This window comes from Citrobacter sp. Igbk 14 (assembly GCF_028069825.1).
Lineage (GTDB): Bacteria > Pseudomonadota > Gammaproteobacteria > Enterobacterales > Enterobacteriaceae > Citrobacter.
This window is the reverse complement of the sequence record NZ_JANEWM010000053.1, coordinates 1-13,519: the sequence shown is the minus strand read 5'-3', so window position 1 is coordinate 13,519 and position 13,519 is coordinate 1. Positions and strand designations below refer to the sequence as shown.

Below are 13,519 nucleotides of genomic sequence, written 5' to 3'. Positions count from 1 at the left end.
GATCTTAGCCGGATGCGGCGCAGGCGCCTTATCCGGCCTACTACTATGTCATTGTGACAGGCCGGATAAGCATCTGACAGGCTAGTTTTCAGTGGCTAACGTAGCTGCTTCATGCTGGCGTACCCGTTTTAATAAACCCGCCAGCGTAAATACCACAATGATCCCGGCGGCCACCGCCAACAGATGAAACGACAGTCTGCCACCGTTAAACCACAGCCAGCGCCCGACTTCGACAGAAACGGCCATCACCGTCAGGATCACCATGTTCAGTGATGCGGAGACCGTACCTTTCGGCAAGTTATTGGAAAACAGCGTAAAACGAAACAGCGTTGGGAAGATCATCCCAATACCAAACGCATACAGGCTGGTTCCCAGCACCGACCACAGCCAGACGTGCGGCCACAGTAAGTTACCGACAATCAGCACTGCCAGCCCGCTCAGTTGAACAGGTGCCGCCCGCCAGATAAAGCGCGGTCGGGTCGGATCTTTCACAAACCGTACGACGACCATGTTGGCCACGATCACGGCGCCAAATACCGGCGCCTGTGCCCAGGCAAACTGCGATGTGGTCATACCGCCCGCGTCAATCAGGATCACCGGCGAGACCGCCACCCAGCTCATCATCGGGATATAGCTTAACGACAGCGTGGCTGCGCCAAACAGGAACACCCGGTTGCGGAAAACGTCGCGGAAATCACGCAGTACGCTGCACGCGCTGAACGGCACAGCACCGCGCTGGACAGTCTCCGGCATCGCCAGGGCTAACCCCACCAGGGCGATAAGCCCCATGACGGCGATAATGGCAAACAGGATCTTCCAGTGTACAAAATGCATCAGCGCCGCCCCGGAAAGCGGGCCGATAACCGGGGCAACCAGTACAATGGATGTGATAACGGCCATCAGCTTAATGGCCTTTGTTTGCCCAAATGCCTCTTGTACCGTGACATAACCGACAGTGGCGATAAAGCAGATGCTGGTGCCCTGCACGAAACGCGCGATCAGAAATTGTGTCATCGAGGTAGTGAAGAGTGTCGCCGTGCAGGCCAGCGTAAAGATTAACGCCCCTGCAATCAGTACCGGTCGGCGGCCAATCCTGTCGGAAAGCGGCCCCAACAGCCACTGCAGCGCCATCCCACCCGCCAGATACAGACTGACTGCAGCAGGAGCCAGGCTGACATCGGCGTTGAAATCTCGCACTACATTGATGATGCCGGGCTGGATCAGGTCCGTCGACAGATAGGCCGCGAAGTCATACAAAATCAGCGCGATAGGGAAAAATAGCGTTGTGGCGCGTTGAGCGAAAAACGCGAGAATCCGTTGCATAAAACAGCTCCTTGTCGGGAGAAAACCCTCAACGGGAATAGCGAAATTCAATACCGTCTTAGAGACGTCAGGCTGGTGACAGAAAAAACAGACTGCAGATGTACTGAATTTCATGTAATCAAAAACGCTGCCTGCGTGAAACGCAAACAGGAAATACGCCTCTCTGACTCAGGTCAGAAAACGTAACGATTACAAGTGACAATCAGCACATTACACCTCGGGAAGAGAACGTTGAACGGAAAATAACCTCCCGCAGTGTAATGCGGATTGGATGATAATTAAACGAGTTTATCGGGTTAATGCGTAGGAATTAAAGGGGTTTAACGCGGGAATGTGCATTGAGATAGCGATTCTGCGTGAGGTATTCCAGACAAATGCAGACGTTACAAAGGAACGTTTTTATCTCTGATAACGTCTCGCAAAGAGAGAAAGTCGCAGGTGAGGGAGCAGTTTTCTGACGCTAAAGTCATGGCATCTTATTTCCAGGTGACGGACCGCCATGAATACAGCACCGACTTCCACACCGCATGATGCGGTTTTTAAAACGTTTTTGCGCCACCCAGAGACAGCTCGGGATTTTCTACAAATACATCTTCCCGCTTCGCTGCGCGAACTTTGCGATTTTCAGACGCTGAAACTCGAGTCAGATAGTTTTATTGAAGAGGATTTACGTGCGTATTACTCCGATGTGCTGTGGTCGGTGAAAACGACGGAAGGGGATGGATATATTTATGTGGTAATTGAACACCAAAGCACCCCGGATGCGCATATGGCATTCAGACTGATGCGCTACGCGGTAGCGGCCATGCAGAAACATTTAGATGCCGGGCATCAGCAACTGCCGCTGGTGGTGCCGATGCTGTTTTATCACGGCGCTAAAAGCCCGTACCCTTATTCTCTATGCTGGCTGGACGAGTTTGCCAACCCGAAACTGGCTCGTCAGCTGTATGCTGCGGCGTTTCCGCTGGTGGATATTACCGTTATTCCAGATGACGAAATTGTGCAGCATCGACGCATGGCGCTGCTGGAGTTGATCCAAAAACATATCCGTCAGCGCGATCTTATGGGGCTGGTCGAGCAACTTGTTTCCCTGTTAGTTAACGGCTCGACTAATGACAGTCAGCTAAAGACGCTGTTTAATTATATTTTGCGAACCGGCGATGCACCTCGCTTCAATACGTTTATCAGTGCAATTGCCGAACGTTCACCGCAGCATAAGGAGCATTTGATGACGATCGCGGACAGATTGCATGAGGCAGGTTTTCAAAAAGGATGGCTCAAAGGTCAGCAGGAAGGAAAGCACGAAGGTAAACAAGAAGGTAAACAGGAAGGGTTAATAGAGGGGCGACGTGATGAGGCGCTACGTATTGCCCGCACCATGCTGGCAGATGGCATCGATATCAGCACGGTACAAAAAATTACCCGGCTTTCCGCTGAAGATATCCAGGGGTTAAGCCACTGGATAAAAGCGTAGCCGGGTGTACCGATTTACTCTATCGCCACCTTTACCGCCTCGCCGAGCTTTTGCATCACTTCCTGATGCTTCTCGTTTGGCGGTAACGCACAGTTGATACGCACGCAGTTGCGATACTTTCCGGATGCGGAGAACAGCGAACCCGGTGCGACCTGGATTTTCAGGCGACACAGCTGTTTGGCAACACAGACCATATCGACCTGCTGTGGCAATTCCACCCACAGCATAAAGCCGCCTTTTGGTCGGGTGACGCAGATGCCGCAGGGGAAGTACTCCCGCACCCAGCAGGTGTAGATCTCCATATTGCGCTGATAAATCTGGCGCATGCGTCGGATATGACGATGGTAATGACCTTCGCGCACAAAGGTGGCTGCCGCCAGTTGCGTGGCAGGAACGTTGGTGCCAATGACAGCGTATTTCATGTGCAGCAGCTTGTCGTAATAGCGACCGGGGATGACCCAACCGACGCGCAGACCTGGTGCTACGGATTTGGTAAACGAACTGCACAACAGAACCCGACCGTCGCTGTCCCAGGAGTGAATGGTGCGTGGGCGCGGGTACTCCGTTGCCAGCTCGCCATACACATCATCTTCAAAAATCACAATATCGTGGCGTTGGGCGAGGGCGAGCACCGCTCGCTTACGCGCATCCGGCATAATAAATCCGAGCGGGTTATTGCAGTTGGGAACCAGTAGCACTCCTTTGATTGGCCACTGATCCAGCGCCAGTTCCAGCGCTTCAATGCTGATCCCGGTATCTGGATCGGTCGGGATCTCAATGACTTTGATCCCCAAACCGCGCAGCAGCTGCATTGTGCCGTAATAGGCCGGAGATTCAACGGCAACAATGTCTCCAGGCTGGCAGACCGTCAGCAGCGCCAGCGACAGGCCGCTCTGGCTGCCGCTGGTGATGACAATATCATCCGCATTGACGACTGAACCGCTGTCCAGCATCAGGCGCGCAATCTGACTGCGCAGTTCACGACAGCCGGAGATTTCATCGTAGCCCAAAATCGCTTTCAGATTGTGCTGCGCCACGCGGCTTAGCTCGCGCCACAGTGGTTTCAGGCTGGGTTGATTAATATCGGGCACGCCACTGCTAAAAGGCGTGATGGATTTGTCCGCGTTGCCTTTCAGCATATCCAGCACCTGATCCCACTGGGTTATTTCGACCGGACGCTGCACCGGCCGTGACATTGGCGGTACGGGGGGCTGTGCTTTTTGTGGGGCGACAAAGTAGCCAGAGCGCGGCTGCGGGGTGATCAACTGGCGCTGTTCCAACGTCTGATAAGCCTGCTGTACAGTGCTGATGCTGACACCATGCTCCTGACTCAGACTGCGCACCGAGGGCAGCTTTTCGCCATGACGGTACAGCCCTTGCTCAATACGTTCGGCCAGCAGGTTGGCCAGATGTTGGTAACGGGTCATGCTGTATCCTTCATGGGTACCATACAGATTAAAAAACCAGTACAGATTGGCGTAATTAATGCGATGCAGAATCCTTTTTAACCAATCTGTATGTTAAAGAAAAGTACTTTGTGAGTCTGTATTGTCCCTGGCCAAATCCGGGAAGATAAAGCCTCTGGCAAGACGGGGAGGTAAGGTATGGAATTTCACGAGAATAAAGCAAAGCAGCCGTTTATTGGATTGGTGCAGATCTGGCAGGCAATAAAACGGTGGCGACTACGGGCGCAAACGCGACGTGTATTGCATCATATGAGCGATGAACGGCTGCGGGACGTCGGGCTGCGACGCGATCAGGTGGAGTGATTTTTCTTCCACTAACAAAGGCCGGGGCTACCGTAGCCCGGCTACTTTTATATTCACCACGTTTATCAATTCATGCTTCTGGTTAGTCCGTTTCTTGATACTTACCCTGATAAGTATTATTTTCTTCTCCGCGATGAGGGGAAAGAAACATGACTGAAGATGAACTGTTTGCCCGCCGCCCAATGGGGATGCGCATGGCAATGGTGGTACGCCAGTGGCGGGCCATTATTGATGCTGCCATCACCGATACAGGCCTGACGCAGTCCAGCTGGACGGTACTGATGCAACTGTATCAACTGGGAGACAACGTCTCGGTCAGTGAACTGGCACAAATGCAGGGCATTGAACTGCCGCCGCTGATGCGCACCCTCTCGCAGCTGGAAAAGCAGGGCTATCTGCTGCGTTCCACATCGCCTTATGACAAACGCATCCGCCTGCTAACGCTGACCGCGCAAGGCCGCTTAAGGCTTGAAGAACTTAACCGGGTGATTGAGACATACCAACATCGCGTCACCTGCACCATTCCTGAAGCGGAACTCGCTTCCTTCAGCGCTACGCTCAATCAAATCGCCTGCAATTTGCGGACAATCCGCGAAGAAGATAACAAGAACTAAAAAACTATGATGACCCCAGAACAAAAATTTGCCCGTTGGGTAAGGGTGAGTATTGCCGCTTTCCTGGTAATATTCGCCTGGTTTATCGTTGCCGATATCTGGATCCCGCTGACGCCGGACTCCACGGTGATGCGCGTGGTAACGCCTGTTTCCTCGCGTGTTTCCGGCTACGTCTCGCAGGTTTATGTGCATAACAATAGCCAGGTGAAGAAGGGTGACTTGCTGTACGAGCTGGATCCGACACCGTTTATCAATAAGGTCGAAGCCGCGCAAATCGCCCTTGAGCAGGCGAAGCTGAGCAATCAGCAACTGGACGCGCAGATTGCCTCTGCCCGCGCCAATCTGCGTACCGCACAATTCACTGCCCGCAACGATAAGACCACCTTCGACCGCTACCAGCGGCTGAGTACGATGCAGAACGTCTCGCAGTCCGATCTCGATAAGGTGCGTACCACCTGGCAGACCAGTGAACAGTCGGTCGCCGCGCTGAGTGCCAGTATTCAGAACCTGCTGATCCAGCGCGGTGAGCGCGATGATGGCCGCAACGTCACGCTGCAAAAATATCGCAATGCGCTGGACGAGGCGCAGCTGAATCTCGGCTGGACGAAGGTGCATGCAGAAACCGATGGCACGGTGAGCAACCTCCAGCTCAACCCCGGACTGTATGCCACTGCAGCTACGCCGCTGCTGGCGCTGGTCAGCCACCAGACGGATATTGTGGCTGACTTTCGCGAGAAAAGCCTGCGCCACACTCGGGTAAATACCGATGCCGCCGTGGTGTTCGATGCCATGCCGGGCAAGGTCTTCTCTGCCCGCGTTACCAGCAGCGATGCCGGTATTCTGGCGGGTCAGGAGCAGGTTAATGGCCAGCTGTCGCAACCGGAACAGTCAACCCGCTGGGTGCGCGATGCCCAGCGTATGCGCATTCATGTGGCGCTGAACGAACCGCTCGACACGCCGCTACCGACCGGGGCACGCGCCACGGTACAGCTGTATAACAGCGAAGGAATGTTCGCACGCACCTTTGCCGGGGTGCAGATCCATCTCGTTAGCTGGCTGCACTATGTCTATTAACACCCTGGCCCATGTTTTTACCCCGCACGGGAACATTGTCTACACCGCCAATGATTTTCGCCAGACCCTGCGTATTTCCGTCGCCGGGACAATCGCACTGAGTATTTCGACCTTTTACAACGTGCAGTACGGCGTGTTCTTTGTGGTTTATCCGCTGATGCTGCTGTCGCTGGTGCCGGTATTTAACCGCCATGTGGCAACCCAGTTCGTGTTCAGCGCGGCGGTGAACTGCGTTGAAATGGTGCTGATTGTCGGTTATCTGTCGCAGTGGCCGCTGATCATGACGCTGGTGGTGTTTGGCCTGTATGTGATGCGTTTTCGTTTTATGAGTAAAGGGCCGCTGTTTCTGCTCGGTTCGATGGGTGTGGTGTGCCAGAGCACGATGCTCAACTTTATGAGCTATCCCGCCACTAACTGGCATACGCTGATGTTCTCCAATATGGAAGCCTGCGTCATGGCGGTGGCGCTGAGCGCGCTGCTGCATTATCTGATCCCGGACGTGGAGCCGCGCCAGCCGCCGCCGCGCATTGAGAAAAATGCCGCCCGGGTGCGCCATGAGTCGCTGCTTTCCGGCACGGTGGCGACGATGATTTTTGTGGTCTTCCAGATCTGTGATTTGAGTGATTCGCTGTCGGCGCTGATGGCGGGGATTTTGATCCTGTTCCCGATGCACTATCGAGGCGCGGTGATTAGCTCGATTTGGCGCGTGGTCGGCGTGGTGCTGGCCTGCCTGTATATTCTGCTGGTGCAGCTGCTTATCTATGATTTCAGTAACCATATGCTGCTGATGATGCCGCTGATTGGCCTCGGGCTGGCGTTCAGCGCCCGCCTGCACGTGATGGAAAAAGTCGGCGCGGGCGTGGGTTTTGCCAGTATCACCACCATCGGCATTATGTTTGGCCAGAACCTGCACCCGGATCAGGACCTGGTATTCAGCGATCTGTACCGCATCACCTCCGTCACCGTCGCGCTGGTGGCAACGCTCACCATGGTGTTTCTGGTGCATCGGGTGCTCAACTGCTTTGCCGCGACGCGGTTTGTGATTACCGAGTGAGTGGGGGCAAGATAGGCAGAAATTGCTCATCCCTGGATAAATTAAGGGGTTATTATTGACGCACTTTTGCTTCAAGGAAGGATCAATACCAGGATGAAAGCCACAGAAGCCCGCTTACTTGATTTTCTCAAACGCTCACAGCAATTTGTTATCCCGATCTATCAACGCACCTATTCATGGTCTGAACAGCAATGTCGCCAGCTTTGGGACGATATTATTCGTGCCGGGCAGCGTGATGATATTTCGGCCCATTTTATTGGCTCCGTTGTTTATATTGAGCAGGGGCTGTATCAGGTTTCGGGGATTTCTCCGTTGCTGGTTATTGATGGTCAGCAGCGTTTGACCACTGCAATGCTGCTGCTTGAAGCGCTATCCCGTCACCTTGGTGATGAAGAATTAATTGACGGCTTCTCCGCCATGAAATTACGCAATTACTATTTGCTCAACCCTTATGAATCCGGGGAGAGAGGCTATAAGCTGCTGCTGACGGAGACCGATAAAGACAGCCTGCTGGCGCTGATTAAGCAAAAACCGCTGCCTGAAAACGGTTCGCAGCGTATCGCGGCCAATTTTGAATTCTTCGATGAGCAAATCAGTAAATTAGGCGATGACCTGATTTCACTGTGTCGTGGGCTATCGAAGCTATTGATTGTCGACGTGGCGCTCAATCGCGGGCAGGACAATCCGCAGCTGATCTTTGAAAGCATGAACTCCACAGGGAAAGCGCTCAGCCAGGCCGATTTAGTGCGTAACTTTATTCTGATGGGGCTGGAGCCGGAGCATCAGACGCGGCTGTATGATGATCACTGGCGGCCGATGGAAATTGCCTTCGGGCAGAAAGGCTACAGTGAATATTCCGATAGCTTTATGCGCCATTATCTGACGGTCAAAACAGGGGATATTCCCCGTACTGATGAAGTTTATGACGCCTTTAAGCTGCATGCGCGTAGCCAGGCTATCGCCGAAGTGGGTGTCGATGCGCTGGTGGCGGATATTCAACGCTATGCGGAATATTTTTGTGCAATGGCGTTGGGTAAAGAAAACGATAAACTACTCGCGACTGCATTTCAGGATTTGCGGGAATTAAAAGTTGATGTTGCCTATCCGTTCCTGCTGGTGCTGTATCACGATTACCGTGAGGGTGATTTATTGCCCGACGATTTCCTGAGTGCAATAAGACTGATTGAGTCGTATGTTTTCCGCCGCGCGGTGTGCGCCATCCCCACGAATTCGCTAAATAAAACCTTCGCCACGTTTTATCGAGTACTGGATAAAGAAAACTATCTGGAAAGTATTCAGGCGCATTTACTGGACCTGCCGAGCTATCGGCGTTTTCCGGATGATGATGAATTCAGCCATAAATTAAAAGAGCGTGATCTGTATAACTTCCGCAGCCGCAGTTACTGGCTACGTCGCCTGGAAAATTATCAGCGTAAAGAGCGCGTAGCGGTGGATGAATATACGATTGAACACATTATGCCGCAGAATGAAAATCTGTCGGCAAAATGGCGTGAAGAATTGGGCAGCGACTGGGAGCGAATACATAAAGAGCGGCTACATACGCTGGGGAACCTGACGTTAACCGGCTATAACTCGCGTTACAGCGATAAAGCCTTTGCGGAAAAACGCGATATTGAGGGTGGCTTTAAAGAAAGCCCGCTGCATTTAAACGCCGGATTAGGGCTGTGCGAGAAATGGGATGAAGCAGCGATGGATGCGCGGGCCGAGCGTCTGGCGAAGCGTGCCGTTCAGGTCTGGTGCGCGCCTGCGCTGAGTGAAGAGGTGCTGAGCCAGTATCGCCAGCAGCCAGAAAAAACCATGAACTACAGCCTGACGGACTTCCATCAACTGGAAGTTGGTTCGCATAGCCGGATGCTGTTTGACCAGCTGGCACCGGAAATTTTAAAGCTGGATGCAAGCATCACCCAGGACGTGCTGAAGCTGTATATTGCCTTCAAGGCGGAGACCAATTTTGTCGACGTGGTACCGCAGAAAAGCCGACTGCGCCTGTCGCTGAATATGCCGTTCCATGAGCTGGTTGACCCGAAAGGAATGGCGAAAGACGTAACGGATCTTGGTCGCTGGGGCAATGGTGATGTAGAGGTCGGTTTCAGCGATATTGCCCAGCTACCGTATGTGATGGGGCTGATTCGCCAGGCGTTTGAAAAACAGATGGATAGCGCGGCTGTATAGCCTCGATGTCAACCCGGCAGCATGGAGGCTGCCGGGGATAACGTTATCGTTCCTGCTTGCGCGGCCTCGCTGAAATCACGTCGATAAACTCCTGCACCTGCTGTTGTTTACGTGCGGACAGCTTGCACACCCGACGCAGCGACTGTAGCAATGCGGGTTCTTCCGGCTCCGGCAGTTTTGTCGTTAGCACAATGCAGCCGGGCATCACTCTGACATCGAATTTGCAGCCGGTGGCGAAACCGGCCGCTTCCAGCCACTGGCCTTTCATAATAATTGCCGGAACATGCGTGTAATCCGGGTAGCGACTCGCATAGCTAACGGTGCCCAGACGATTATTTGCCGGGGAGACTTCTGGATCGTTGAATTCTGCAATAGAATGCGGGGTAGTCATGATGGCTATTCTCCGAGAATAGTGATTGTGATTAGCGAGACGCTCGTGTTGCAGCACGAGCGTCTTGCGAAAAATAACACCTGTAAAAATAACCAGTAAATAAAAATAAAGCCAGCTAAAAATAAACAATAATAAACACGTAGCTGGAAATATTGATGAGAAATATAAATCACGCCGGATAAGCTATCCGGCAATAATCAAAACCTTAAGCAGGCAACGCGAAATGACCCGTCGCCATATCAAACATCAGGCGGGCAAAGCCCTTAGCGCACTGCGGGTTTGATAAATACTGCAGCATAAATTCTTGCCGCGCTTCGTCGCTGTCCATCACCGCGTCGTCCACTGCTTTGAAAAAACCACCTAATATTGCCTGCTCAGGGCTGTTATTTTTTATTTGTTTCATCACGGTTTCATTCTCAGTGATTTTATTAAACACGGTCATTGCGCTGCTGAGCATATCTTTATCCGTCAGATGATCGGTGATAAATAGCTCATTCATTCGCGATAAAATATGCGACAGAAATTCCTCTTTCTTGTCCTTTGGTTTTGCCGTACCCACATCGTTACTGGGATCAAGCGTATATTCCGCAGCATCTTCCTGTAATTTCAGATGCTGTTCGTGGATCTTCGATAAGCGATAGTGGCTCATCTCCACGTTGCTGAGATCGATCTCATCTTCCTCCAGTCGCTGTTCGTGCAGCAAAGGTCTTAAATGGCGGGCGAACAGGCTGAGCTTTTCCAGATCTTTGTCATCGTACTCGACGATCTGCGACATAAACTCGTAGAAGCGCACAAAGCTGCCGAGATCCTTCTTGAAAATCTCCAGCCGATCTTTTTCCTGCTTACAGGCTTTAAAGCTGTTTTCGGCATTGGTGATCAGCACTACATCACCGGTTTTTTTGGTTCTTTCAAACATCTCTTTGGCGGTCAGATAAGCGTCGATAGCGAGGGCATAGCGCTTCTGCCAGCGCTCAACGGCCGGGCGGCAGATATTACTGATGGCGGCGTTGGATTTATTCTTTGTAAAAAACGCGTCACAGAACTGATCCACCTCGTTCCACTGGAAAATCTGGCTGGCACGCAGTTTCTCAAACAGATCAAATACCTGCTGGGGATCGCTGACGTCGGTCAGCTCGGCGGTCTGATAATAGGGCTGGAAGGCATCCAGAATATCCTGCGGCTCGTTATAAAAATCGAGCACAAAAGTGCCGGACTCCGCTTTGCCCGGATAGGTACGATTCAGACGAGAAAGCGTCTGGACGCACTCAACGCCGCCGAGCGCTTTATCGACATACATGGCGCACAGCTTAGGCTGGTCAAAACCGGTCTGGAATTTATTGGCAACCAGCATCACCTGATAATCATCGCTATCGAACGCTTTGCGCATATCCCGGCCTTTCAGCCCCGGATTCATGTTTGCTTCTGTGAACTTCTGGTTCAGTAATGCGTCGCTGTTAGGGTCGCTCTCCTGAAACTCGACTTCGCCGGAAAACGCCACCATGGCGCTGATTTTTGCATAGCGGTTTTCGGCGATGTATTTATCAAATGCCAGTTTGTAACGTACCGCTGCCTTGCGTGAACTGGTGACCACCATCGCTTTTGCCTGCCCGCCGAGCAGGTTCATCACATGCTTGCGAAAGTGCTCGACGATCACTTTCACCTTCTGCGAGACGTTGTAATCGTGCAGCGTGACCCATTGGTTTAGCCTGACCTTGGCCCGATTGCTGTCCACTTCGCGGTCTTTATCTTCCAGCTTTTGCAGCAGCTGATACGCCACTTTATAGCTGGTGTAGTTTTTCAGCACATCAAGAATAAAGCCTTCCTCAATGGCCTGACGCATGGTGTATACGTGGAATGCCGCCGGTTTGTTGGTGGCCGATGCCGGTTCGCCTGGGTGCGGGAGGCGACCAAAAAGCTCCAGCGTTTTGGCCTTCGGTGTGGCGGTGAACGCATAATAGTTCAGATTGCCGCTGTTGCGACGCGCGGCAATGGTGGCGTTGAGGCTGTCCTCTGACGACAGTACCGTGTCGTCGTCCCGCTCTTCACTCATCAGCACTTCTTTTAGCTGCCGTGCCGTGGATCCGCTTTGCGACGAGTGCGCTTCGTCGGCAATCACCGCGTATTTACGCTGCTTCAGGCTGACGCTGTTTTCAATCGCTTTCAGTACGAACGGGAAGGTCTGAATGGTGACGATAATAATCGGCTGCGAGTGTTCCAGCGCGCTGGCCAGCTTTTCCGACTTGGAGCCATCGCCCTCTTTATTATTTATACGCCCGACCACGCCGTCGGCATGTTCGAACTGGTAGATGGTGTCCTGCAACTGATCGTCGAGCACCGTGCGATCGGTAACCACGATAACCGAGTGAAACCGCTTCTCGCCGCTGTCATCATACAGGCGAGAAAGCTGGTGCGCAGTCCAGGCGATGGAGTTCGACTTGCCGGAACCGGCGCTGTGCTGGATCAGATATTTGTTGCCGGTTCCCTCGAGCGCCGCGGCTTGTAGCAGTTTGTTGACCACATCCCACTGGTGATAGCGCGGGAAGATCAGACTCTCTTTTTTGTACTTCTGCCCGTTCCAGTCCTCTTTCTCTTCGATTTGTAGATGTACAAAGCTGGCGAGGATTTTCAGCAGGTTATCCGGCTGCAGCACTTCGTTCCACAGATAGTCGGTCGCATAGCGGCCCGCGTCTTCCGGGATGTCATTGCCCGCGCCGCCTACTTTTGTGCCTTTGTTGAACGGCAGGAAGAAGGTGTCGTCGCCCGCGAGTTTGGTCGCCATATAGACGTCGAACTGGCTGACGGCGAAGTGCACCAGCGCCCCGCGCTTAAAGGTCAGCAGCGGCTCGGGCTTGTTGGTGGCCGGGTCTTTCGGCAGCCGGGTTTTCTTATACTGGGTAATGGCGTTCTGCACCGCCTGCTTAAACTCGGATTTCAGCTCCAGCGTGGCGACCGGCAGACCGTTGATAAACAGCACCAGATCGATACGCCAGCGTTTCGCTTTCAGCGCATTGTCATCGGCTACGCTGGCGTATGGGCTGTAAACAAGCTCCGGCACGATCCGACAGAGATTCTGCCGATAGCACGCGAGGGTGTCCGGGTTGAGCGTGTGTTCTGGCTTAAACTGACAGAGAAAAAAGCGGGCGTTGCGGATCTTCAGACCATGACGCAGTACGCCGAGCGTGCCCCAGCTGCGCGACAGCATATCGGTGGCGTTGATGTCGGCTTTTTGCAGTTGAGTGACCAGGTTATCGAGAAAATGACGTTCGGTGTCGTTGGGGTAAACCTTCGCGAACTTTTCCCACTCTTGCGGCTGGGTGGTTTGCACGAATTGCAGCGTGTCCTGTACGTAGAGCGCACGTTCGCGATCGTAGCCATCGCCTTTGCCGACAATCCAGCCGTTGGCGGCCATCTGGTTGATGATGTCGTTTTGCAGGTTGATTTCGCGGGTGATGTCGGGGGTCATAGGGCAACCTCCGCTTCGGCTGTGGTTTGCTCGTCTGGAGCGCGCCAGTGGCGGACGTCGATTTTGCCGGTGACGGCGGCGGAGATAAGGGCGGTACGGCGTTCTTTGAGGAGGGCGATTTGTGTATCTGCAATATCTTCTAGATTTGCATAAAGAGTATCTAA

At 53.0% G+C, this 13,519-nt stretch carries 10 protein-coding genes; 6 read left to right on the top strand and 4 right to left on the bottom strand.

Translation table 11 applies throughout. The annotated features are described in order from the left end of the window. Window positions 1-81: 81 nt before the first annotated feature. Window positions 82-1,323: a multidrug efflux MFS transporter MdtM gene (mdtM, locus tag NNN64_RS17910; protein ID WP_271442251.1), complete on the bottom strand. Its 1,242-nt coding sequence runs from the start codon at window positions 1,321-1,323 to the stop codon at window positions 82-84. A 499-nt stretch (window positions 1,324-1,822) separates the two neighbouring features. Between mdtM and NNN64_RS17905 the strand changes: the two genes are divergently transcribed. Continuing rightward, window positions 1,823-2,797: an Rpn family recombination-promoting nuclease/putative transposase gene (locus NNN64_RS17905; protein WP_271442250.1), complete on the top strand. Its 975-nt coding sequence runs from the start codon at window positions 1,823-1,825 to the stop codon at window positions 2,795-2,797. 14 nt (window positions 2,798-2,811) lie between these two features. On the opposite strand, the gene NNN64_RS17900 is transcribed toward NNN64_RS17905, so the two are convergent. Beyond that, the gene (locus NNN64_RS17900; protein WP_271442249.1) at window positions 2,812-4,224 is read right to left on the bottom strand and encodes an aminotransferase-like domain-containing protein; all 1,413 of its coding nucleotides are present in this window, start codon (window positions 4,222-4,224) and stop codon (window positions 2,812-2,814) included. A gap of 177 nt (window positions 4,225-4,401) precedes the next feature. Between NNN64_RS17900 and NNN64_RS17895 the strand changes: the two genes are divergently transcribed. The 5 genes from NNN64_RS17895 to NNN64_RS17875 all read left to right on the top strand — a co-directional run bounded on the left by NNN64_RS17895 (window position 4,402) and on the right by NNN64_RS17875 (window position 9,501). Then, complete coding sequence (locus NNN64_RS17895) at window positions 4,402-4,566, top strand: DUF1127 domain-containing protein (RefSeq protein ID WP_267448186.1); 165 nt, start codon at window positions 4,402-4,404, stop codon at window positions 4,564-4,566. 149 nt (window positions 4,567-4,715) lie between these two features. Then, a complete protein-coding gene (locus NNN64_RS17890) occupies window positions 4,716-5,180 on the top strand; it encodes a MarR family winged helix-turn-helix transcriptional regulator (protein WP_271442248.1) in 465 nt (154 codons plus the stop codon). Window positions 5,181-5,186: 6 nt separating this feature from the next. Then, window positions 5,187-6,254 carry an HlyD family secretion protein gene (locus NNN64_RS17885; protein WP_271442247.1) on the top strand — a complete coding sequence of 356 codons (1,068 nt, stop codon included), beginning with the start codon at window positions 5,187-5,189 and terminating at the stop codon, window positions 6,252-6,254. Beyond that, window positions 6,244-7,308, top strand: coding sequence for a DUF2955 domain-containing protein (locus NNN64_RS17880; protein WP_271442246.1), 1,065 nt, complete (start codon window positions 6,244-6,246; stop codon window positions 7,306-7,308). The genes NNN64_RS17885 and NNN64_RS17880 overlap by 11 nt, the downstream gene beginning before the upstream one ends. A 93-nt stretch (window positions 7,309-7,401) precedes the next feature. Next, the gene (locus NNN64_RS17875; protein ID WP_271442245.1) at window positions 7,402-9,501 is read left to right on the top strand and encodes a GmrSD restriction endonuclease domain-containing protein; all 2,100 of its coding nucleotides are present in this window, start codon (window positions 7,402-7,404) and stop codon (window positions 9,499-9,501) included. Window positions 9,502-9,544: 43 nt separating this feature from the next. Here NNN64_RS17875 and symE read toward each other — a convergent pair whose 3' ends face one another. Both symE and NNN64_RS17865 read right to left on the bottom strand, forming a co-directional pair. Continuing rightward, complete coding sequence (gene symE / locus NNN64_RS17870; RefSeq protein WP_271442244.1) at window positions 9,545-9,892, bottom strand: endoribonuclease SymE; 348 nt, start codon at window positions 9,890-9,892, stop codon at window positions 9,545-9,547. Window positions 9,893-10,097: 205 nt separating this feature from the next. Beyond that, window positions 10,098-13,355 carry a type I restriction endonuclease subunit R gene (locus NNN64_RS17865; RefSeq protein ID WP_271442243.1) on the bottom strand — a complete coding sequence of 1,086 codons (3,258 nt, stop codon included), beginning with the start codon at window positions 13,353-13,355 and terminating at the stop codon, window positions 10,098-10,100. Between the last annotated feature and the right edge of the window lie 164 nt (window positions 13,356-13,519).

Coding starts and splice junctions, on each gene's coding strand:
- mdtM (WP_271442251.1), bottom strand. CDS start 1,323: ATGCAACGGATTCTCGCGTTTTTCGCTCAACGCGCCACAACGCTATTT.
- NNN64_RS17905 (WP_271442250.1), top strand. CDS start 1,823: ATGAATACAGCACCGACTTCCACACCGCATGATGCGGTTTTTAAAACG.
- NNN64_RS17900 (WP_271442249.1), bottom strand. CDS start 4,224: ATGACCCGTTACCAACATCTGGCCAACCTGCTGGCCGAACGTATTGAG.
- NNN64_RS17895 (WP_267448186.1), top strand. CDS start 4,402: ATGGAATTTCACGAGAATAAAGCAAAGCAGCCGTTTATTGGATTGGTG.
- NNN64_RS17890 (WP_271442248.1), top strand. CDS start 4,716: ATGACTGAAGATGAACTGTTTGCCCGCCGCCCAATGGGGATGCGCATG.
- NNN64_RS17885 (WP_271442247.1), top strand. CDS start 5,187: ATGATGACCCCAGAACAAAAATTTGCCCGTTGGGTAAGGGTGAGTATT.
- NNN64_RS17880 (WP_271442246.1), top strand. CDS start 6,244: ATGTCTATTAACACCCTGGCCCATGTTTTTACCCCGCACGGGAACATT.
- NNN64_RS17875 (WP_271442245.1), top strand. CDS start 7,402: ATGAAAGCCACAGAAGCCCGCTTACTTGATTTTCTCAAACGCTCACAG.
- symE (WP_271442244.1), bottom strand. CDS start 9,892: ATGACTACCCCGCATTCTATTGCAGAATTCAACGATCCAGAAGTCTCC.
- NNN64_RS17865 (WP_271442243.1), bottom strand. CDS start 13,355: ATGACCCCCGACATCACCCGCGAAATCAACCTGCAAAACGACATCATC.